The 23,522-nt window shown below is 42.9% G+C and carries 19 protein-coding genes; 7 read left to right on the forward strand and 12 right to left on the reverse strand.

Annotated elements, in window-relative coordinates; translation table 11 throughout:
- Nucleotides 1–2 precede the first annotated feature (2 nt).
- Together AACX68_RS06425 and AACX68_RS06430 are read left to right on the forward strand one after the other, a co-directional pair.
- The gene (locus tag AACX68_RS06425) at nt 3–170 is read left to right on the forward strand and encodes a hypothetical protein (protein WP_228857800.1); all 168 of its coding nucleotides are present in this window, start codon (nt 3–5) and stop codon (nt 168–170) included.
- Nucleotides 171–367: 197 nt separating this feature from the next.
- Complete coding sequence (locus AACX68_RS06430; protein WP_228857801.1) at nt 368–697, forward strand: acetyltransferase; 330 nt, start codon at nt 368–370, stop codon at nt 695–697.
- A 115-nt stretch (nt 698–812) separates the two neighbouring features.
- On the opposite strand, the gene ushA is transcribed toward AACX68_RS06430, so the two are convergent.
- Complete coding sequence (gene ushA / locus AACX68_RS06435; protein WP_255705036.1) at nt 813–2,471, reverse strand: bifunctional UDP-sugar hydrolase/5'-nucleotidase UshA; 1,659 nt, start codon at nt 2,469–2,471, stop codon at nt 813–815.
- Between the two features lie 351 nt (nt 2,472–2,822).
- On the opposite strand from ushA, the gene AACX68_RS06440 reads away from it, so the two are divergent.
- Complete coding sequence (locus AACX68_RS06440) at nt 2,823–4,064, forward strand: MFS transporter (protein ID WP_228857802.1); 1,242 nt, start codon at nt 2,823–2,825, stop codon at nt 4,062–4,064.
- Between the two features lie 221 nt (nt 4,065–4,285).
- Nucleotides 4,286–5,998 carry a YbaL family putative K(+) efflux transporter gene (gene ybaL, locus AACX68_RS06445; RefSeq protein ID WP_228857803.1) on the forward strand — a complete coding sequence of 571 codons (1,713 nt, stop codon included), beginning with the start codon at nt 4,286–4,288 and terminating at the stop codon, nt 5,996–5,998.
- 59 nt (nt 5,999–6,057) lie between these two features.
- On the opposite strand, the gene AACX68_RS06450 is transcribed toward ybaL, so the two are convergent.
- The 9 genes from AACX68_RS06450 to apt form a co-directional block, all read right to left on the reverse strand.
- On the reverse strand, nt 6,058–7,368 hold the full coding sequence (locus tag AACX68_RS06450; protein ID WP_228857804.1) for an inosine/guanosine kinase: 1,311 nt from the start codon (nt 7,366–7,368) through the stop codon (nt 6,058–6,060).
- Nucleotides 7,369–7,539: 171 nt separating this feature from the next.
- Entirely contained in the window at nt 7,540–8,652 is a 1,113-nt protein-coding gene (gene wzz(fepE), locus AACX68_RS06455) for an LPS O-antigen length regulator Wzz(fepE) (RefSeq protein WP_228857805.1), read from the reverse strand.
- Between the two features lie 214 nt (nt 8,653–8,866).
- Nucleotides 8,867–9,832: a ferrochelatase gene (gene hemH, locus AACX68_RS06460; RefSeq protein ID WP_228857806.1), complete on the reverse strand. Its 966-nt coding sequence runs from the start codon at nt 9,830–9,832 to the stop codon at nt 8,867–8,869.
- A 340-nt stretch (nt 9,833–10,172) separates the two neighbouring features.
- A complete protein-coding gene (gene adk / locus AACX68_RS06465; protein ID WP_099111360.1) occupies nt 10,173–10,817 on the reverse strand; it encodes an adenylate kinase in 645 nt (214 codons plus the stop codon).
- 172 nt (nt 10,818–10,989) lie between these two features.
- Nucleotides 10,990–12,879 carry a molecular chaperone HtpG gene (gene htpG, locus AACX68_RS06470; protein WP_228857857.1) on the reverse strand — a complete coding sequence of 630 codons (1,890 nt, stop codon included), beginning with the start codon at nt 12,877–12,879 and terminating at the stop codon, nt 10,990–10,992.
- Between the two features lie 222 nt (nt 12,880–13,101).
- Nucleotides 13,102–13,710 carry a recombination mediator RecR gene (gene recR, locus AACX68_RS06475; protein WP_228857807.1) on the reverse strand — a complete coding sequence of 203 codons (609 nt, stop codon included), beginning with the start codon at nt 13,708–13,710 and terminating at the stop codon, nt 13,102–13,104.
- On the reverse strand, nt 13,710–14,039 hold the full coding sequence (locus AACX68_RS06480) for a YbaB/EbfC family nucleoid-associated protein (protein ID WP_099111363.1): 330 nt from the start codon (nt 14,037–14,039) through the stop codon (nt 13,710–13,712). Before AACX68_RS06480 ends, recR begins: the two co-directional genes overlap by 1 nt.
- A 47-nt stretch (nt 14,040–14,086) precedes the next feature.
- A complete protein-coding gene (dnaX, locus tag AACX68_RS06485; protein ID WP_228857808.1) occupies nt 14,087–16,093 on the reverse strand; it encodes a DNA polymerase III subunit gamma/tau in 2,007 nt (668 codons plus the stop codon).
- A 118-nt stretch (nt 16,094–16,211) separates the two neighbouring features.
- Nucleotides 16,212–16,763, reverse strand: coding sequence for an adenine phosphoribosyltransferase (gene apt, locus AACX68_RS06490; protein ID WP_228857809.1), 552 nt, complete (start codon nt 16,761–16,763; stop codon nt 16,212–16,214).
- Between the two features lie 204 nt (nt 16,764–16,967).
- Here apt and priC point away from each other — a divergent pair, with 204 nt between their 5' ends.
- On the forward strand, nt 16,968–17,510 hold the full coding sequence (gene priC, locus AACX68_RS06495; RefSeq protein ID WP_228857810.1) for a primosomal replication protein PriC: 543 nt from the start codon (nt 16,968–16,970) through the stop codon (nt 17,508–17,510).
- A 21-nt stretch (nt 17,511–17,531) separates the two neighbouring features.
- On the forward strand, nt 17,532–17,702 hold the full coding sequence (rsmS, locus tag AACX68_RS06500; RefSeq protein WP_099111367.1) for a pleiotropic regulatory protein RsmS: 171 nt from the start codon (nt 17,532–17,534) through the stop codon (nt 17,700–17,702).
- A 201-nt stretch (nt 17,703–17,903) separates the two neighbouring features.
- Here rsmS and mscK read toward each other — a convergent pair whose 3' ends face one another.
- Both mscK and acrR read right to left on the reverse strand, forming a co-directional pair.
- The gene (gene mscK, locus AACX68_RS06505) at nt 17,904–21,365 is read right to left on the reverse strand and encodes a mechanosensitive channel MscK (RefSeq protein ID WP_228857811.1); all 3,462 of its coding nucleotides are present in this window, start codon (nt 21,363–21,365) and stop codon (nt 17,904–17,906) included.
- 139 nt (nt 21,366–21,504) lie between these two features.
- The gene (gene acrR / locus AACX68_RS06510) at nt 21,505–22,158 is read right to left on the reverse strand and encodes a multidrug efflux transporter transcriptional repressor AcrR (RefSeq protein WP_228857812.1); all 654 of its coding nucleotides are present in this window, start codon (nt 22,156–22,158) and stop codon (nt 21,505–21,507) included.
- Nucleotides 22,159–22,310: 152 nt separating this feature from the next.
- Here acrR and AACX68_RS06515 point away from each other — a divergent pair, with 152 nt between their 5' ends.
- Nucleotides 22,311–23,510, forward strand: a complete 1,200-nt coding sequence (locus AACX68_RS06515) for an efflux RND transporter periplasmic adaptor subunit (RefSeq protein ID WP_228857813.1) — start codon at nt 22,311–22,313, stop codon at nt 23,508–23,510.
- Nucleotides 23,511–23,522 lie beyond the last annotated feature (12 nt).

Here is a 23,522-nt window from a genome sequence, read left to right on the forward strand (position 1 = left end):
AAATGGCTACCTCGTCAATTTTCCGGCAAATTGTGATTACTGATCCCAAGGCAATTAAGATGTTACGCAAGGCTAATAGAAGGCCATTTAAAACTAACTTTGAGAAAATAGACATTGAAGCTCAACAAGAAGAGGCAATAGAAATATTAAAACGAAAATTCTCACTTTAAGTAAAGTATTATCAATACTAGGCAGAGATAAAACCACAAAATATTTACTTTCATTCTCCTGCCCCGTCAACCCATATGTAGAATATTTTTTACACATAAATGCAATTAGATTTGAACAGGCTGATGTAACTAGAACTTACCTGATAATAAATGAAAAAGGGTTAATCCTTGCCTACTTTTCATTAACTTTTAAGGAATTGGAAACATATAATTTTGAAATTTCAAAAACAACGACAAAGAAACTAAACGGTATCAGTAAAAATGCTAATACAATAAAAGTTTATTTAGTCGGGCAAATAGCAAAAAACTTCTCCATTAGTAAAAACACGATAAAATTAAACGGGATTTTTACTTATGTGAAAAGCATTATTCTTACAGTAAAAACTCTGATTGGAGGAAGAGTAATTGCTTTAGAATGTGAAAACAATACCAAACTTATCGAGCTATACACTTCAAATGGATTTAAAGAATTACCCAAAAAAGAAGGAGAGAAAAACACGCTAATAACTATGATATTAAACAATTAACTATTTTCTTTCAATCATACCTACTTCAAATTATTTATTACCATTCTAAATGGTAATAAAAGACCATCTGTCTTAAAGATGGTCTTTTTTGTCAAAAATCAGATTTTACTTATCATCATTTGAAAACTATTTCGCCTTTAGGATCATAGTCAGCGGCTTTCAGTGGAGAGTGTTTTTCAATATACCCTTTCAATACTTCCGCATCGACAAAACCGGTATTTACGTATCCCGGAAAATTATCAATCCGTGGATAACCATCACCACCGATAGCATTGAAATTCAATGTTGCCATACGATAAGTTTTATTCGGATCTAAAGGCTTCCCAGCAATTTTTACGTCGCTGATGCTCTTACCCTCTTTCACAAAACTGACATTATAGAACTGACCATAAGCACCTGAATCCGCTTCCATATTAGCAGCAGCGGTCAGATAAGGCAGAACTTCACTGCCTTTGAAGTCAACATAAATTAGCTGATTACCGAATGGATGAACTTTTAATACATCCTTATAAGTAATATCCCCTGCTTCAATAGAATCGCGGATACCGCCACCACTCATCACAGCAAAATCAGCATTGGCCCGTTCCATCTGAGCTGCCAGCACAAGATGAGCCATATTGGTCTGTATAAAACGAACCTTACTACGATCCCCTTCTAATTTATCGTCAACTGACCCAATTTTGACACTCAGTTTCTGATTGCCTTTATCCTGATAAGGGGTCAATAATTTCAGCATTTCTGCGTTCTGGGGAATTTGTTGAGTGTAATAAACTCGCTCAGCACTCCCATCCTCTTGTTTGACTCTTTTATTTAAATTGATGGGAATTAACTGATAGTGCATTAACTTAAATTCACCATTACGGAATTGAAAATCTGCCCGACCGACATATTTGCCCCATTCATGCGCCTGAACAATCCACGTTCCATTTTGACGATCCGGGGAACAAGGCGCTCCCGGCACATAATCCACTTGTTTATAGTTTTTATTTTCCGCAGACATACAGACCGGATCTTGTGAATGCCCCCCCACAATCATATCTAAATAGCCAGCAGGTAAACTGCGCGCCATTTCCACATCTCCGGGAGCATTCGTACCGTGATGACCATCATCATAGTGCCCCATATGCGTTGCAGCAATAATGACATCCGGTTTTTCATTCTTCTTCAGTTCATCAATGACTTTTTTCGCTTCTTTCGCAGGTACACGGAATTCCACATCCGGGAAATTAGCCGGATTACCTATTTTCGCGGTATCGTCAGTGGTTAAGCCAATAACAGCAATTTTCACCCCTTGCTTATCAAATATCACATAGGGCTTAAATAAACGCTTATCGGTACTGGTCTGGTAGATATTCGCTGACAAAAATGGGAAGTTAGCCCATTTTTCCTGTTGATAAAGTACATTCAAAGGCTTATCAAATTCGTGATTTCCCAGTGTCATCGCATCATAACCCACCAGATTCATTCCCTTAAAATCCGGCTCAGCATCCTGCATATCCGATTCAGGTACACCCGTATTGATGTCTCCACCCGATAGCAGTAATACGCTGCCACCTTTTTTAGCAACTTCCTGTCGTATGGAATCCACTACCGTTTTCTGAGCAGCCAATCCGTACTCTCCATGATCATTCTGCCAAAAGTGACCATGATGATCATTGGTATGCAAGATCGTAATATCGTAGGTTTTATCTTTTTCCCAGGCCGAAGCCACCATCGGTGACAAAGCAAGAGAAACAACAAGGGTACATACTGACGCTTTAAATGAGAATTTCATCGGATATCTCCATGCTCCTAAATAAATTGACTGCATGACTGTTATTGTTTTTCAATGGCGTTAAAACCTGCCTCATTTCAAAGAATATTACTTTTTTATGACAAGAAACATGGCTGGCACAGGCATATATTCAACAACAGAACGGACTAGCGGCACAGCACTTAATGCCGTATTTTTTCGATCAAGATTACATAAATAAGCTATTAAATAGAGTGTTGTTCCATTTTTTTGCGATAGGCATCAAATTATACCAAGATGAGCAAAGGTTTTATTGGAAAGTGAATATGCATTAAGGTGTAACAATTAAATAACCGTTCAACACCATACAACACAGGTGACATTGGTGACAAAATGAACAGAAATAAGCAAAATAGTACAATTCCACAATCAGGCTCACAAAAAAGAACACAGAAAACGGTTTTCTCTATTCTTAGTGCAATTAGCCTGTCTCATCTTTTGAACGATATGATCCAATCGCTGATTCTGGCGATTTATCCACTATTACAATCTGAATTTACTCTCAGTTTTATACAGATTGGAATGATAACCCTGACATATCAGGTCACGGCGTCTTTATTACAGCCCCTCATTGGCTTATATACAGATAAACACCCTCAGCCTTATTCGCTACCCATTGGGATGGGTTTTACCCTTTCAGGATTGCTTTTGCTGGCTTATGCTGAAAGTTTTCCTATGATACTGCTGGCAGCAGCACTGGTCGGTACAGGTTCATCGGTTTTTCACCCGGAATCATCCAGAGTTGCCCGAATGGCTTCGGGTGGGCGTCTTGGGTTAGCGCAATCTTTATTTCAGGTAGGCGGAAATCTGGGAAGTTCACTTGGCCCACTGTTAGCCGCTATTTTCATCGCGCCTTACGGTAAGGGAAATATAGGGTGGTTTTCTCTGGCAGCTCTGCTGGCTATCATCATTCTGTTACAAATCAGTCAATGGTACAAAATGCAGTATCGTACGACTTCACGTCACGCCTCCAATACAAGATTTGAGCCCGTTTTTCCCAGAAAAATCATTGTCCGTTCATTCATCATTCTACTAATACTGATCTTTTCAAAGTATTTCTATCTGACCAGCATCAGTAGCTACTATACTTTTTATCTGATCCAGAAATTTGGTGTTTCTGTTCAAAATGCACAGATTCATCTTTTCGTCTTTTTGTTTGCTGTCGCCGCAGGCACCATGATTGGTGGCCCTATCGGAGATAAAATCGGCCGTAAGTATGTCATCTGGGGTTCGATTCTGGGTGTTGCTCCCTTCACTCTTCTCTTGCCTTATGCATCACTATTCTGGACAGGCATACTCACCGTTATTATCGGCCTGATACTGGCATCTGCATTTTCCGCCATTCTCGTCTATGCACAGGAACTACTTCCCGGCAACACGGGGATGATAGCAGGATTATTCTTTGGATTAGCATTCGGTATGGGGGGTGTCGGAGCAGCCGCTCTCGGATATATAGCAGATAAAACCAGTATAGAATTAGTTTATAAAATCTGTGCTTTTTTACCACTTCTTGGCATTTTCACTCTATTCTTACCAAATATAGGAAATAAAAATAATAAAATCAGTACGAAATAATAATAAATATTCATTATTTACTATCATTTCTCTTTGTAAACATGAGTAAATAATAAAAAGATCTACATAAAATACCATTACAATGCTCTTTATGTAGATCACCCTCATTTCCCCAATAAAGTATATTTTTCAAGCAAACATTTTAAATTATTTGTAAAATTAATAATTACCCAATCTGATAATACATCCTATTACATTTATCCAACCCAGAAGGAGACTTGATGGAGCATTCGACACCTCTCATCACGACTATTGTTGGCGGTTTTCTCCTCGCCTATCTGCTTGGCATGCTTGCACAGCGTCTGAAAATCTCACCTTTGGTAGGTTATCTTATGGCCGGTGTGCTTGCCGGGCCTTTTACACCAGGTTTTGTTGCCGATACTTCTCTGGCGCCTGAACTTTCAGAAATTGGCGTGATCTTACTGATGTTTGGTGTCGGTCTGCATTTTTCACTCAAAGATTTATTAGCCGTAAAATCAATTGCAATCCCGGGAGCGATTGCCCAGATTGCCGTAGCAACGCTATTAGGAGCCGGCCTGTCAAAATTACTGGGCTGGGGTTTATTCAGCGGAATTGTCTTTGGCCTCTGCCTGTCCACCGCCAGTACCGTAGTACTGCTCAGAGCACTGGAAGAACGCCAACTCATTGACAGCCAGCGGGGGAAAATTGCCATTGGCTGGCTGATTGTCGAAGATCTGGCAATGGTGCTGGCTTTGGTATTATTGCCTGCTTCTGCGGGTATTTTAGATAACCATAATACTGATATCGGCCAATTACTTCTGGAACTTGCCATTACCGTCGGCAAAGTTGTCGCATTTATTTTATTGATGATTTTTGTCGGGCGTCGTCTGATCCCCTGGCTGCTGGCAAAAACAGCCAGTACAGGCTCACGCGAGTTATTTACTCTGGCTGTTCTCACCATCGCCTTAGGGGTCGCCTATGGTGCAGTGGAGCTGTTTGATGCCTCATTTGCACTGGGAGCATTTTTTGCCGGGATGGTACTGAATGAATCAGAACTGAGCCATAGAGCCGCTCAGGATACGTTACCTCTCAGAGATGCTTTTGCTGTGCTGTTTTTTGTTTCGGTCGGTATGTTGTTTGATCCAATAATCTTGATCCAGCAACCCATTGCCATTTTAGGAACGCTGGCCATTATTATTATCGGAAAATCTGTCGCAGCACTGTTGCTGGTCAGGCTTTTCGGCCACTCACGACGTACCGCACTGACTATTTCTGTCAGTCTTGCCCAAATTGGTGAGTTTGCCTTTATTCTGGCTGGATTAGGTGTCACCTTAGGCGTATTGGATGGTGATGCACGTAACCTGATACTGGCGGGAGCTATTCTTTCCATTATGTTGAATCCGATTTTGTTCAGCCTGTTGGATCGCTATCTGGAAAAAACAGAAACAATAGAAGAACAGATACTGGAAGAAACATTAGAGGAAGAAACTCAAATCCCTGTCAATATTTGCGGCCATGCGATTGTTGTGGGATATGGCAGGGTCGGTCGCCTGCTTTGCCAGCGTCTGCAGGAAAAACATTTTCCACTGGTTGCGATTGAGGACACTCGTGCCCGATTTGAAGAGCTGGGAGAAATGGGGATTAGTGCTGTGATGGGGAACGCTGCCAGAGAAGATATTATGGCATTAGCAAGATTGGATTGTGCTTGTGTACTGTTTCTGACTATCCCGAATGGTTATGAAGCCGGCAAAATTATCGAGAGTGCAAGAGCAATCAGGCCGGATATCAATATTATCGTTCGCGCTCATTACGATGATGAAGTCACTTACCTTACAGCACGTGGCGCTGATCATATTATTATTGGCGAACATGAAATCGCCAGGGCGATGGCTGATTCACTCCCTGAATCCACGCCTGACTGCCCGATAGCACTACCATCAGCATTTTCACCAACTAATTCATCAGCAGCATAATGAATTGATTAATAGGGAGTATCCCAAAAATTCCAAGGGGGATACTCCTGAATCAGAAATTAACGTTCCCAGTAAGACTCTTCCAGACTATCTTCCCTTTCTGGTAAACCGCGTGTCAGACGTGGAGCATGTTGACTCAATACCTGATAGCTCACTCTGTTCGCATACTTACACACCTGAGCCAGAGAAGAATACGTCAGGCAGGAGCGCATATGTTTACTCGAATTAGGAACATTCATACGATGATAACTATTAGCTGTAATATCATGCAGTAAGGCAGACAGTGCACCATCTCCGGCACCATTCGTATTCATAATTTTTTCAGGTCCTCCCATATATGGCTCAATATGAGAATAGACCCGCATAGGATTCTGACAATCATCCTGACGCATGGCACGACTGAATTCAAAACGATTGAATTCAGCAATCGCTCCCGGCAATAATGGGTGTAATGTCTGACGCTTGGACTCTTCTTCTGTATAACCGGCCATATACAACCCTGCCGGGCCAGCCGTACACAATACGAGGTCGACCCAATTCAGTGCCATATCTGCTGCCAACAAAGGATCACTGAAACCGGTCAGTTCCAGCGCTTCATCTTCATTCATGGCGACCACAGAAACATTCTCTGCCAGAAAATCGCGCCACCACTGAGGATCATCCGCAATAACATATTTTGTACCCAGTGTCAGAACAACTGGCACATTATGTTTCTTCGCGTATTCAATGGCTTTCATGGTTGCTTCCGGCATCGGTTCACCTGATTTACAGCGTACCAGATAGGCCGTGATTACCAGTGCTGATGCTTCTGCAATGATATGCTCAGGAATACTTTCCGGTTTAAGCTGATTCATTAGCCCCGGACTGATGGCAAATGTTCTTTCACCATTTTCAGTGATCAGAGTAAAACAGCGACCAATTGGGCCATCGACACCCTGAAGATGATTCAAATCCATCCGGCTGGAAGTATTACAAAGGTAGCAATAGGCATAGCTGCCGATTTGGATGTTATTGCACATGGTGCCAAGCAACACAGATTTGTCATCCGCCAGCACAGAATAGTTATGCAGAGTATTACCAATCGTTCCACCCGCAAATTCATGGCTGATGAGGTTATTATCTGCCAGTTCATTGTAGAGCGCTTCAGCAACATCATCTTCAATAACTAATGAATGTCCCTGACTCAGGTTATAACGTTGGATAAAGCTTTCATCAACCTTAGCTTCAATATCTACCAATATCTGGTCAATACCAACAATATATGCTCGGTTATTCTCAGTATCCATCATCTCTTTGATGGGCTGAAGCAGAGGGTCTCTCAGACTGACAGGAAAATAGTGTTTAGATTTGCGTTTACCGGGGAATTTCATAATTGATTGTTGCTATGGAGCCAAAACATGCGCCATATTAGCATAATCCCACTATGAAACAAAAAGCACAGTATTCAGTATTGATGAAAAGAAACAGCCAGTGTGTTATCACACTGGCTGCCAAATTTCGCTGATTACAAACTGCTGATGATTAAGTGTAGCTCATAAGCTTCAGGCTGCTTGCTTCTGACGGCTACGCATCATATGGCGCATCAGGACAAACATTACAGACAGAATAAAACCAATAAAGCCAGCACCAATCAGGATTAACAAACGCTTAGGTGAATCTTTCGCCGTTGGCTCGTATGGTTCCTGCATATATTTGAATGGCTGGAAATCAAGCTTATCAATATTTACCGCTTCCAGATTTTTGATATAAAGAAGACGGTTACGTAAGTCAGGATCTATCGTTGTTGCATCGGTAATGCCTTCTGTGATCTGTAATTTACGTTGCAACGCATCAGCACCCAGAGCGATGGAATAATCCGGGTCATCCTTAACGACTGCACCACCACTAGAGACTGGTTTCTTAATACCCGCTGAATTGGCAATAGAAATTGCATACTTCAGTCGTTCAATATCGGTAGAACGCATATTGGTGATGCGGCCCAAATCAATATCATACATTTTTTTCGAGTAAACCAGTTTCTGACTCACCGCATCATTCAGTTCATCTTTTATCTGGTCACGAACAACAGAGGAGATAAATTTGATGTAACCAGACAATAATTTGTATGAATCTTCTGCTGTCCCCGCACTGAAAGAAAGCGTTGTTTCATAAAATTCATCATCTTTATCTTTTTTATTAGGTACAGACGAAGAGATATTTTTATTTACAATCTGTTCAATCAGACTTCTTTTAGCCTGTGCCGTAATATCTCCTTTACTGGCAAGCAGTGTTCTGAAGTAATCGGTATCTACCAAATATTCTTCACGCAGTACACGGGAGTTATAGTTTTCAACAAAACGCTTAAATAGTGAATCCTCTGTAATCTTGGGATCAAGATTAAGAACATTCAGTTCTGTTAAAACATTTTTTAATGGCTGAAACTGTTCCAGTTCAGGTTGCACCACTGCCGCCGTACTGGTCCATTTTTGTGGTAAAAATGACGCAACACCAAAGCCAATCACTGCAAAAATGAAGGATACTGCAATAATCAAATATTTTGACTGAAATATTACGGAGAATAGTTCAAACAGATCAATTTCATCATCTTGCTTTGGATGATAATAGTCTGCATGTTCCTCATAAAAGTCTGTATGCTTAACTGGTTTATTACTCATTATCTCTATGTCCAATCCAAATAATTTTGCTTCTCGTTATTCCCTGCCAGATTACTGTCCCAGCTTACGTTATATATTGATTTTGAAGCAATATTCTAAAAAAATCACACAATTGGCAGAATACACACCGTCTAACTATAAGCAAAAATATCCATATCTGCCAATGTCCTTTCGGTATGAAACCCAGCCATAATCCATAACTGCCAGTTATTCATTATCTCATGGCATCATTGATTAATTGCATGAATAGTGAAATATGCGCTTCATTATCGTTAAGTGCTGGTATATATTCAAACTTTTTCCCGCCCGCATCTAAAAAAATAGCTTTATTCTGCTGCTTAATTTCTTCCAGTGTCTCCAGACAATCGGCTGCGAATCCGGGACACAGTACCTGAATATGCTCCACATTCTGCTCTGGCAACAGGGCTATTGTTTTATCCGTATAGGGTGCTAACCACGGTAAACGCCCAAAACGCGACTGGTATGTCATCATAATTCTATCTGCCGGATAGTCCAACAATTCCGTTAGCAGTTGAGTTGTCGCCAGACAGTTCTGTGGATAAATATCCCCCATTTCAGCCAGACGCTCAGGGATACCGTGATAGGAAAGAATCAGGCGATCAGGTTGACCATGCTTTTCAAAGCTCTGTTCTACAGTTTCCTTTAATGCGGCGATATATGCCGGGTGCTGGGCGTAACTGCGAATAAATTTTAGATGTGGGATAGTACGATATCCCTGTAATATTTTGCTGAGACTATCAAATACTGCCGCTGATGTTGTACTTGAATACTGAGGATACAAAGGAAGTACGATGAGATATTCAACACCCTGCTGTAGTAATTTATCGACTGCCTGAGATAATGAAGGTGAACCATAAGTCATCCCCAGTTCAACAGGTATATTACCCAGTTTTTCACTTAATCGCTGTTTCTGACGTTTGCTGTAAACCAATAAGGGCGAACCTTCATCTGTCCAGATTTCCTGATACAGCCTGGCTACACGGAAAGAACGAAAAGGAAGAATAAAGCCATACAACAGAGGCTTCCAAATCAATGGCGGAATATCCACAACGCGCCGATCACTTAAAAACTTTGCCAGATAACGCCTTATTGCAGCAGGTGTCGGCGCGTCTGGTGTACCAAGATTAACTAATAGCACACCATAATTACGATTACTCATTATTCAACACTCCACCCATTAAAGTGACGGATAATTCAGGATAAAACTCGGTGATAGTCACATACACACAATGGATTTCAAGGTGCGTCGCAGCGGCAAGGGAACGCATCCCCGGGAGCATAGATAACTATGTGACCGGGGTGAGTGAGCGCAGCCAACAAAAGAGGCAACTTGAAAAACGAAGGGTATAATACATTTTATGGGGGGGATCTGGTACGGAAAGGTGAAAGTCAGGCGGTATTCACACCGCCTGCCCTATGCTTCAGGATCAAATTAACCTGAAATCTGTCGCGCAACTATTCGGGATACTAATACCTCAGGGCTCTAATATCCCAGAGTCTTAACCCAGAATGCGGGCTAACTCTTCACTGACTTCAGCAACCTGACGGGTTCCATCAAGTTTGAAGTAGCTTGTATTACCTGCCTGTGCTTCTTGCTGATAGTAAGAAACCAGAGGTGCAGTCTGAGCGTGGTATTCAACCAGACGTTTACGGACCGTATCTTCCTGATCGTCTTTACGGACAGTCAGTTCTTCACCTGTAATATCGTCACGATTTTCCACTTTTGGTGGATTGAATTTGATATGGTAAACACGACCTGATGGGGCATGTACACGGCGGCCGATAATACGATCAACGATAATTTCATCCGGCACATCGAATTCCAGTACATAATCAACACTGACACCCGCTTCTTTCATAGCATCAGCCTGAGGAATGGTGCGTGGGAACCCATCCAACAAGAACCCGTTACGGCAGTCATCTTGTTTGATACGCTCTTTAACCAAAGCAATAACCAGCTCATCAGTAACCAGTTTGCCATTATCCATCAGTTCTTTTGCTTTTAAACCCAGCTCGCTGCCTGCTTTTACTGCGGCACGCAACATGTCACCTGTCGAAATTTGAGGGATCCCATATTTCTCCATGATAAATTGCGCCTGAGTCCCCTTACCGGCGCCTGGCGCGCCCAGCAGAATAATACGCATCGCGTAAATCCCCTTGCTATTTGCTTTTCGTATTTTTTAAAGAAAACGAACCACCATACCACTGGAATGGTAGTCGCTCAAGAAAACAGGTAAACGTTTTCGCGCTTATCAAAAAATAAACCACGCCCCATTTTCCGTTGAAGCGTGGTTTATTGGCATAATTTAAACGATATTACGCGCTTTCAGCTAATAATAATTGATTCATACGGCGGATAAACTGGTTTGGATCATCCAGCGTTCCACGTTCAGCAAACAGAGCCTGTTCCAGTAACAACTCAATCCAGTCAGCAAACTGGCTGTCATCCTGAATCTCAGCTGCCTTTTTAACCAGATTATGATCCGGGTTCAGTTCAAAATTATAGCTGACTTCCGGGGCTGACTGTCCTGCCGCTGCAAACAGTTTCGCCATTTGAGTGGTCATTCCGTTAGCATCAGTGGTCACTATCGCCGGTGTATCAGTCAGTCGATGGGTCAGTTTGACTTCTTTCACACGCTCGCCAAGCAGTGTCTTCACACGCTCAACGAATGGTTCCAGTTTTTTATCTTCTTCTTCCTGGTCTGCTTTGTTTTCATCAGCCAGTTTATCGAGAGATTCATCAGCTTTACTGACTGACTGGAATGATTTTCCATCGAATTCTGTCAGATAGCTCATCATCCATTCATCGATACGGTCAGATAACAGCAGAACTTCAATGCCTTTCTTACGGAACAGTTCCAGATGCGGGCTATTTTTCGCTGCAGCATAACTATCTGCGGTAATGTAGTAAATCTTCTCCTGACCTTCGGTCATGCGGCTGACGTATTCTTCCAGAGAAACAGTTTGTGAAGCACTGTCATTATGCGTAGTCGCAAAACGCAGCAACTTAGCAATAGCTTCTTTATTTCCGCCATCTTCAGCAGGGCCTTCTTTCAGAACCAGACCAAACTGCTGCCAGAAAGACTGGTATTGCTCTGCATCATCTTTTGCCAGTTTATCCAGCATTTGTAATACACGTTTAGTCAGTGCGCTGCGCAGGTTACGAGTGATTGAACTGTCCTGTAGAATTTCACGGGAAACGTTCAGAGGCAGGTCATTGGAATCAATCAGCCCGCGAATAAAACGCAGATAATTTGGCATGAACTGCTCAGCTTCATCCATGATGAATACACGCTGTACATACAGTTTCAGCCCGTGTTTATGTTCACGGTTCCACAAATCCCATGGTGCCTGAGAAGGGATATACAGCAGACTAGTATATTCCTGCTTTCCTTCAACACGGTTATGACTCCAGCTCAGAGGATCAGCGAAATCGTGGGAAATATGTTTATAAAATTCTTTATATTCATCATCGCTGATTTCAGCTTTACCGCGGGTCCACAGTGCCTGTGCCTTGTTGATTTTTTCCCATGCTACAGTAACTGAATCATCTTCTTCATTTTTAGTCTGGGTTTCAATTTCAACAGGTAAGGCAATGTGGTCAGAATATTTACCGATGACAGAACGCAAACGCCAGTCATTCAAAAACTCGTCTTCCCCTTCACGCAAATGCAAGGTAATTTCTGTTCCACGTTCTGCTTTTTCGATATCAGCGACAGTGTAATCACCTTCACCGGTTGATTCCCAGAATACACCCTGTTCCGGCGCCGCACCTGCTGCACGGCTACGTACAGTCACTTTATCGGCAACAATGAAGGAAGAATAAAAACCAACACCGAACTGACCAATCAATTGGCTGTCTTTAGCCTGATCAGAGCCGATAGATTCAAGAAATGCCTTAGTACCAGATTTTGCAATCGTTCCCAAGTTATCGATCACTTCATCACGGGTCATACCAATACCATTATCACTAATGGTAATTGTTTTATTCTCTTTATCGAAAGCCAGACGAACACGTAGTTCACCATCATTTTCGTACAGTTCTGGCGCTGATAATGCACGGAAACGTAATTTATCCGCCGCATCTGATGCGTTTGAAATCAGCTCACGGAGGAAAATTTCTTTATTGGAATAGAGAGAATGGATCATCAACTGTAACAGTTGTTTGACTTCTGATTGAAATCCACGGGTTTCCTGATCTTTCATGCTCATTTATTACCTCAATCTAAATCCAGTTCAGATATGTAAAATCGGACGATGGTAATCAGATGGGGATAAAACTTAAGACTTTCAAGTTCAGGGAATAAGAAGAATGTGAAATTAATTATTTAGACATTTAAAAACAATTAGTTATACAACTAATTATGGATGGTGGCGGGTTTAACAACACCATCCATTGGAATTTTACATTAAAAAATGGGGGTATGATCACAAATCAGTAATTCTATGGCGACCGGCAAGGGAATGGGACAGCGTTGTTCCGTCTACCATTTCAAGCTCCCCTCCAACAGGAACACCGTGTGCTATACGACTGGCGGTCACACCATATTGCGAACACATTTCAGCAATATAGTTCGCAGTTGCCTCTCCTTCGACAGTCGGGTTAGTTGCCAGAATAATTTCCGACAGCGTTTCAGAAGATAAACGTTCTTCCAAACGATCCAAGCCGATATCCATAGGACCGATGCCATCCAGCGGCGATAAATGCCCCATAAGGACAAAATAACGCCCCGCAAACTGACCCGTCTGTTCAATAGCGTGGATATCCGCCGGGCTTTCAACCACGCAGATCTGACCGTTTTGCTGACGGCGGGGATTGGTACAAATTGTGCACTGTTCCTGTTCTGTAAACGTTCGACAGTCCTGACAATGACCAATCTCAGACATAGCACGTGTCAATGCCTGAGCAAGCCGCATACCGCCACTGCGATCCCGTTGTAAAAGATGAAATGCCATCCGTTGTGCTGATTTGGGACCAACTCCCGGCAAGCAACGCAATGATTCCATCAGGGATTGAAGAAGAGGGCTGGTTTGCATCAGAAAGGCATCTTAAAGCCGGGTGGTAACTGCATTCCGCTGGAAACACTAGCCATTTTTTCTTTTTGAGTTTCTTCAATACGACGGGCCGCATCATTGAATGCCGCAGCAATCAAATCTTCCAGCATGTCTTTATCATCTTCCATCAGGCTTGGATCGATTTCAACACGACGGCAGTTATGTGCGCCATTAATAGTGACTTTCACCAGACCCGCACCAGATTCACCAGTCACTTCCAGATTTGCAATTTCTTCCTGCATTTTCTGCATCTTATCTTGCATCTGCTGGGCCTGTTTCATCAAATTGCCCAAACCACCTTTACCAAACATAATTTTCTCTCTTTGCTGTAGACACAGTATCAATACACACTGCGGGGTTAAACAGGCCGGATACTTTCTTCATCCACTTCAGCATCAAACAATTGTTGAAGTGTTTGGATCGTTTTATCCGAAATAATGGATTGGCGCGCTTGTGCCAATTTTTCTTCATAGATGGCTTGTCGCCACTCCAGCGGTGTTTTTACGGCTGGATTATCATCTTCAATAATACTGAGTTCAATAGGTTTTCCATGCAATTCAGTCAACGCTTCCGATAAAGATCTCTGTGCCGAAGCCGAATTTAGGTGACGTTGCTTTGAACGCAGATGAAGACAGAACTGATTTTCATTAATCTGCTCTTTAAATGCATTCAAGGCTACCTGCTGAACCAGTTTAGGAATATTCAGATTATCAATTTCAGCCGCCCATTGATCCCGCTGTCTGGATTCAATAGCCAGCTTTTTCACCAATTCAGGTGTTTTTTCATATTCAAGTGCTGATTTGATAGCTTTTGGTGTTGTAACAACCCGCTTTTCTTCAATGTTTTTAGCACGCCACCGATAAGCCTCTTGTTTTACCGGTTTAACTTCACGTGCCTTGGGAACAAAAGACTGGGGCCGTTGTTCGGCCACCGCAACCAATCGCTCCAGTGCCGAACTTGCCGGCTTCGTCTTAACAGACGCTGCCGGCTCAGCCTTTTTTGGAGGAGCACTTCCTTTTGAGGAAGTGCCTTCCTGCCGCGAAAGCAGATTTTTTGCCTGTAGTAATTTTGCAGTCGGGCTATCAGCAACTGGCTCTAACCCCTCCCTTGGGGCCATTCTCTGTTTCTGGGCAGAGGGCTGTTTATCTGCCATACCAAATTCAGGGCTGACAGAACCAAAATTATCAGAAACTGGCTGTTGCTGAGGAGGCATGAATGCTATACCCGATGCGACCGGTATCTCTGCGTTATTAGAGACGGGTATTTCTTCAATTATCGTTTTTGGATGAAATGCCAGAGCACGTAATAACGCCATTTCAACCCCCATCCTACGCTCTGGGGCATAGGGGAGATCTTTACGGCCAGTTAATAACGCCTGATAATAAAGTTGTAAATCGCTGGGTGGCATTGATCTTGCCAGCAACCGCAAGCGCCCCTCTGTTGAAGAAGGTTCAACCTCTGGTTGCTGAGGCAATAACTGAATCATCGCAACACGATGCAGCAACGATAACATTTCGACCAGTAGGTTTTCCCAGTCCATACCACGGGCTGCGACCTGTTCCACCAAAGTCAGAAGTTTCTGCCCATCCGCACGAACCAGAGCTTCAACCATTTCCAAAGGCTGTTCATCATCCAGCGTTCCCAACATCTGGCTGACAATATCTGCTGTCAGTTTTCCGCCACCAAGAGCAATCGCCTGATCAGCCAGACTCAGAGCATCACGCATACTGCCGTCCGCTGCGCGGGCCAATAGCTGACGGGCCCGGGCTTCACTCTCTATTTGTTCCGCATTAAGCACATGTTCCAGCTGGCCTGAAATCTGGCTGACATCAAGTGCTTTCAGATGGAATTGTAGACAGCGTGAAAGAATGGTTACGGGTAATTTCTGTGGGTCTGTCGTCGCCAGCAAAAATTTCACATGCTCCGGCGGCTCTTCTAATGTCTTGAGTAAAGCATTAAAACTATGGCGGGACAGCATGTGAACTTCGTCAATGAGGTAAACTTTGAAACGCCCTCTGGCTGGGGCATACTGCACGTTATCCAGCAGTTCACGGGTATCTTCTACTTTTGTTCGTGACGCAGCATCGATTTCAATCAGATCGACAAACCGCCCCTGCTCAATTTCGAGACAGTTAACACACTGCCCACAAGGCGTTTTTGTGATACCTGTTTCACAATTCAGGCCCTTTGCCAACAGGCGGGCAATAGTAGTCTTCCCAACACCACGTGTGCCGGAAAAAAGATAAGCATGATGGAGGCGCTGGTGTTCAAGACCATTAGCCAATGCAGTCAACACATGTTGCTGACCAATCACATCAGAAAATATTTGTGGGCGCCACTTACGGGCAAGTACCTGATAGCTCATGAATACCGGGGAAATTGAACACGACTGCCTATCATGCTAGCACAGCCTCACCATAGTCGGCGAGGCTGATGTATCAATTATGCAAAAATCAGAGCAATCAATACAAAAACAAGAGCTATCAGTGCCCCGGGAATTCAACAAGAACGTAGCTATCAATACCCTGATTTTTCAGGCGTTCTGTGCCTCCCAAATCAGGTAGACCAATAATAAAGGCCGCTTCTGAAACTTCACCACCAAGACGGCGGATTAAGCTCACAGTTGCTTCAATCGTGCCACCGGTTGCAAGCAGGTCGTCAACAACGAGAACTTTATCTCCGGCTTTGATGCTGTCTTTATGAATTTCTAATGTATCAGTACCGTATTCCAGAGCATAAGTTTCACTTAACGTCTCTCTGGGTAGTTTGCCTTTTTTACGGACAGGAACAAAACCAACTCCCAGACGCAGTGCCACTGGTGCCCCGAACAAGAAACCACGAGCTTCAGTACCGACAATTTTGGTAATACCTTTGTCCTGAAAATGGGCTACCAATAAATCGATCGTCGCCTGATATGCAACAGGATTATCCAATAACGTGGTAATATCGCGGAAAAGTATGCCTGCTTTCGGATAATCAGGTATTGTTTCGATACTATCTTTAATAAATTGCAGTTTTTGTGCGTTAGCGGTCATAATCAATGCCAGCCAGTTAAAAAATGAAAACGCTAAAATCTATGCAAACTACCGGGAAAAAGCAACAACAAAGCAAGTTGTCGCTTAATTTTTGTTGATATTTATCAAGCTTATCCTCAGCTGATCCCTGCGTATCGTTAAACACAACGCGGGTCAGATGAAATAGCATTCAACCAAAAGATTATCGACTATAACGGGATACTGATGGGTATACAAAATTTATTAGATGTGCTTGAAAAACAAATCAGTATGCTAGCGGCCGAATTATCTTCCCTGCCTGATAGACCATTTTCAATTGCCCGTTTTGATCAGGCGTTATTCCACAGCCATACGAATAAACTCAGTGGATATATGCTGGAAATTAATCAGAATATGGATCAACTGAAAAGCTGCGTCCGGGATAATCGCACTGTACAGGTTAAATTTCTCTCTGAACGTTTAGTGATGCAAATAGAAGCTTTGAAACGGGAATTATCCACGCAGGTTCTCCGCAAGGAGGAAGATAAATTCGGGCGTCAGTCACAAGAGCAGGATCTTTATCATCGTCTGGCCGAACATCAGGATTATGAGCGTCGCTTAATGGCAATGATTGATGACCGAGAATTACAGCTGACTCAGAAAGCTGAGTCCGTCGATAAATATAAACTGCAAAAAGAGATCGCCGCTCTGGCAGGAAGACTCGCTCGTTGTCGTCAGGCGTTAATGCGCATAGAAAGAACGATAGAAAAGCAGGAACATTCTGATTAATGATTAGAGGAATACCCCATTATGTCACTCGAAAATGCGCCACCAGAGGTCAAGCTTGCGGTTGATCTCATTTACCTGCTCGAATGTAATGATATTTCCCCTGAAACGGCTTTAGCAGCATTAGATATCGTCAGACAGGATCTACAGGGCAAATTAAAACAATTACCTCAACAATCTGAGGAACATTCCTGATTATACAGCCCGGAATGTTCCCCTTTTATACCCGTCGTCTTTCAAACTGCCTCTTTGTTGGCTGTACTCGCTCACCCCAGTCACCGTTTTTATAAACATACGGTTACCTGTGCTCCCGGGGATTACTGAGAGGCTCCTGCCTCTCTCCGGAGGCCAGCCGCCGCGATGCAATTTGAAATCCATTGGGTATATTATGATTATTTAAGGTAAGAACGGCTTATCATCAGGCGTCGGAGGCTCACCAGTCTGGCGCTGAGCACCACTTATCGACCTTTTAACCTCTTGCAGGCTATTGCCCTGACCGTTATGCAAATAGACTTCCAGTTGATTGAAGGCAATATTGATATCATTTTCCCGGCATAATTTATCTATACTACGGTTTACCTCATCGACTGTACGGCTGCGATCTCCCAGTTCCCTTACATAAAGCCTCAGTTCATGATCCAGCGTGCTGGCACCGAAACTCATAAAATAAACCTGTGGTTCCGGTTCATTCATTACACGATGATTACTTTTCGCCGCCTGTAGCATGACTTCTTTCACCTTATCGAGATCGGAACCATAGGCGACACCAACTTTAATGATAATGCGCGTGATAGTGTCAGAAAGGGTCCAGTTGATCAGGCGTTCTGTCACAAAAGCCCTGTTAGGAATAATGACCTCTTTGCGGTCAAAGTCAGTGATTGTTGTAGCCCGAATACGGATTTTACTGACTGAACCGGAATAAGTCCCTATTGTTACGGTATCCCCGATACGGACAGGACGCTCAAATAAAATAATTAAGCCCGAAACAAAGTTGGCAAATATTTCTTGTAACCCAAATCCCAAACCAACCGAAAGTGCCGCTGCCAGCCATTGTAATTTATTCCACGAAACTCCCAATGTGCCCAATGCACTAATTCCGCCGACACCGATAATTAAATAAGTCAGCGTTGTCTTAATGGCATAAGAAGAACCCTGTTGTAGCTGTAAGCGGGACAACACTAATACTTCCAGTAACCCCGGCAAATTTCGCATCATCACCCATGAAATAACCAGCATTGCGACTGAGAGTGCCAAATCTTTCAGGGTAACGTGTTGCAGAATATTTCCCTGATCGGTTGTCGTGCTGTATTGCCACAGGTTTATTCCATCAAGGTAAGAGAAGACCGTTACCAGATCAGACCAAATCCAGTAAAACGCCATAAAGAAGATCAAAAACAGCACCATGGTCGTTAGACGTAATGATTGCTGATTAATCAGCTCCAAGGCCATTGGCGGTTCTTCGATGACTTCACCTTCCGCACCTTCTTTTGCCTGTGCCTGACGGCGAGACATGGCCCGGCGATATGCGATACGGCGCGCAGCAAGGCTTAATCCACGTAGACAGGATTGATAGCAAATATGCCAGAGAAGCAGCAAATAAGCGCTGTAAAGCCAGCGTTCAGACAAACGTAACGTAGTGTAAAAATAACCTGACACCATCAGCACTATCAGAATCAGTGGTGAAAAAGTCAACATTGTCACCACGATCGTGCGGATCATATGCGAACTTTTTTCACGCCATACCTGACGACAGAACGGAAAAACAAAGATAAAAACGAAGAGCAGGCAAATCAACACTGTACATTGACCGATAACATCATCAGCCAAGCGAAGCGGATGCTTAACTCCCAGAGTTACCCAAAACAAAATCGGCAGCAAAGCGACTGATAATCTGACCAAATTTTTGCGGAACAAGGAACAGACTTCTCTATCGAGTGAAAAATGCTGCTCTCCAATCCCGCCTCTTTCCAGAATTTGGTAACTGGAGCCATAGACAACCCAGAATAAAGCCAAATGACTGGAGAAATCCCATATCATTCCTCCCAGTTCATCCTCTGACTTCGAATACCAATAACCTATAGCCAGAATAATAAACGCCAGTGGCAGCGTTTTTATCAGCGTCAGAACCAAAGCCAGTGGAGTATGTAGCTGACTATCCCTGCGTAGCTGCCCTATTTCAGCTGAAATTTTCTTCAAGTGTGCGTTAATACTTTTTGTCTGCCAACGCAGAAACAGACCTACCAGTAATAGAGGAATGACAAAGTGGACAGAGTTCTGCAACCCGGAAATAATCCCTCTGATAGTAAAGTGCACACTAAAGTGAGTCAGCTCTTCATGAGCTAAAATAGGCAATGATTTCAGCCAGACCCAGTTCATCGGCTTATTACTGTTAACCCAGAAAATCTGTTGGGCGAGCGTCTGTTCCAGCGATTGTGTCACATTCAACAATTCCTGTTGATCCATCTGTAAATTAATTGCTTGTGTGATCTGCTGCCCCAACTGGTTATTCAATTGATTCAGCAACTCTCGACGAATTTCCAGCAATTGCCCTATCGCATTACGAATTTCGCCAACAGCTTCCTGAGATTCATTTTTTATATCATTGGCATGCTGATTCAGCAGCTGATTAATATAATCGTCCACTAAATAAAGTTGATCACGCTGTTGTGCGATTTCAAACTGCTCCAACCGTAAATCAGCAATTTTCGTGGGTAAATCCTTTGTCAGGACAGTTTGGGGAACCTTTAGCTGTTCCTGAAACAAAATGCGCGATAACAATAAACTACCGCGTAACACCTTAACCTGTTCTTTTAAATCACGTTCAGACTGGATAGCTCTGTCTAAAAAATTCTTCACCTGAATTTTTTTCTTCACCAGCTGATTATTATCCCGTGTTGCCGCTACCAGACGCTCACTGAATTCACGATTCACCATAATTTCTTCTCTGACCAGCGGATTAGACTGAATATGGGGACTGGTATCGTCTGAATTCTGGGCTTCTTTAGCGGTTTCCTCCGAATCAATTAGATGCTTTCCATTGACCATATCCTGAATAAACTGGACATGCCGCTCTAATTGTTCAATCTGAAAGGAGGTATAATCGCGCTGTAGCTGCAGAAGGGTTTGCAGCTGTGTATTTGCGCGCAAAGCTGATTTTTGATATTCCTTTTGCTGCGTCAGGAAAGCTTGCTCTACCTGTAATAATTCAATCTCAGTATGGCGAACGTCCGATTGCTCCGTAACAGCATTATTAAGCAAATTACGGAGTTGCTGTAATCTTTGGACATTATTAAACAGCAGATTTTGTGTCCGTTCAGGCTGTGTTTGCAACCCAATCAGTTGGCTATTGTAGTTAGCAAGATTGTCCTGCGCTTTTTGTAAACTGTTAAGTGTAACACTTTGTTTAGACTCAAGTTGTTTCAGCGATAAAGTCGCCAGATTGTGCTTATATTCATCCTCATTTTGTTGAGAATTATTTTTCAGGCTCGCTAATTCAGCGGTGAGTTGTTGTGACTTCTGAGGTAATTGTTGTAAATTTTTTTCCAGCTGCTCAGAATCCTGTTGAATCCTCTCGATCTTATCAAAGAAAGAAAGTGCTTTTTCCAAATCGGCAATAGAGGCTCTCTCTTCAAGAGTATGCTCATTACGGTCCGTTAACACCTTAAGCTGGTTCTGAATATCATCACGTGTTGGTACATCATTGCTGAACGCCGCCGAGGCCGGGTGAAGAAAAAACAACAGAAAAAAAAGCAGGCTGATTAAGCCCAGCTGGCGAAAATATAATATATCGGGCCTTTTATTGCATGACAGGCCCGTTTTGTTGAGTAAGACACTCAAACCGCGGTTAAATAGAACCATGAATTAATCTACTCATCGTTTACAGATAATGGAATGATAGCACTGAAGTACAGGCAATTCTGCTCGTTAAGAAAGAGCCATCACCATAATGTATAGATGCATAACCTTTACCGCTTAATTGTCTTTTTATTAGTTTCACTTACTCAGTACGATGCTCTTCAATGCGACGCAAGTGACGACTATATTTTAGGGTGTCAATAAAGCCATCCACCAAAGACTCAGATTGTGCCTGAATATTAAAACTCTCTGGTGCAAATAACCAGTTTTCAAGCAACCCGGTCATTAATGCCCTTAACATGATAGCTGAACGCTTTATATCAAGATCATAAGGTAATTCTCCTGACTGAATACACATAACCAACATGTCTTCTATTTTTTGATAATCAGAAATACAGACTTCTCTAATCTGTTCAGCTAATGAAGACATTTCTCCAACAAACTCACATTTATGGAAAAATATTTCCATTAATAAACGATTTTGAGAATCAGTCGTCATAACTTTTAGTAGAAAAATTAATATATATCTCAGTACGAGGAGTGGATTATTAGGATATTTTGCCTGATACTCTTTCTCTAACGCGTCTATTTTGTTTGCTGGCATTTTGCACACAGCAAAAAGCAAATCAGTTTTATTTTTAAAGTGCCAGTAAATTGCACCTCGCGTTACACCCGCTGCAACCGCGATTTCAGACAATGATGTTGCAGACACACCACGCTCAGAAAAAACCTTTATCGCGGCTTCGATAATGTGTTGGCGGGTTTCGTTAGCTTGCTGTTTAGTTTTTCGTGCCATTTTCATGCCATAAACTTTGTTTTTGACTCAAGGCTGATTTACATACATTCATGTATGTTTGTACTATAGCACCGCTCATTAATGAAGTAATAATTTCACTCGTTAACGCTCATAAAGCTCGAGAGTTTACATTGAAAAATTGAGGTTTACTTATGCTAAAAAACAGAGGGGTTTTGCCTCTGGCCACATTACTGGTACTTTCAGGCAGCTTCATTCTCTCAGGATGTAACGATAATCAAAATACTCAGCAAAGGGCTGCTGGCGAGCAGGCTCCTGAAGTCGGTATCGTGACGCTCAAAGCTGAACCTCTGACAGTCATCACTGAATTGCCGGGCAGAACTTCAGCTTTCCGAGTTGCCGAGGTCCGTCCTCAAGTCAGTGGCATCATCCTGAAACGTAACTACAAAGAAGGCAGTGATATCACCGCCGGAGAATCACTCTACCAAATTGATCCAGCAAGCTATCAGGCTGATTACAATAAAGCCAAAGCAAACTTAGCCAGAGCGACAGCAAATGAAAACGTCGGCCATTTAACTGTTGAACGCTATAAGCCACTGCTGGGAACACAATATGTCAGTAAGCAGGAATTTGATAAAGCTAACTCTGATTACGCTCAGGCTGTCGCAGATGTTCAGTCTGCTAAAGCCGCGCTGGAAAGTGCCCGTATCAATTTAGCCTATACCAAAGTCACTGCGCCTATCTCCGGACGTATAGGTAAATCGGCTGTGTCTGAAGGTGCTTTGGTTTCTGCCGGTCAGACAACGGCACTGACGAGTGTTCAGCAATTGGATCCGATTTATGTTGATATCACCCAATCTAGTGATGATTATCTGCGGCTTAAAAATGAAATCGCAAAAGGTACGATTCAGCGAGAAAACGGCAAGCCCAAAATTCATTTAGTCACAGATACAGGAATGGAATACAGCCGGACGGGCCACCTTGAGTTTTCTGATATTACCGTTGAGGAAACGACAGGCACCATCACAATGCGCGCAGTTTTCCCAAATCCGAATGAAGAACTCCTTCCGGGTATGTTTGTCCGTACCAAGCTGGAGGAAGGCGTTCGCCATAATGCGATTCTGGTACCACAACAAGCCATTTCCAGAACGCCTCGTGGGCAGGCAACAGCACTGATTGTTGATAAAGATAACAAGGTTGAATTGCGTTATCTCAAAGCCCCTCAGGCAATTGGTAATAAATGGCTCGTCACTGAAGGGTTGAAGGCCGGGGATAAAGTGATTGTCACAGGTCTGTTTAAAGCTGCGCCGGGAGCTACTGTTCAGCCAACAGAAGTGGATCTGGATGCCAAACCTGAAACAAATAAAACTGAATCAGCCAAAAAATCTCAATAAAGGAGTTGGGGA

The organism is Xenorhabdus sp. PB61.4, assembly GCF_963894935.1.
Lineage (GTDB): Bacteria > Pseudomonadota > Gammaproteobacteria > Enterobacterales > Enterobacteriaceae > Xenorhabdus > Xenorhabdus stockiae.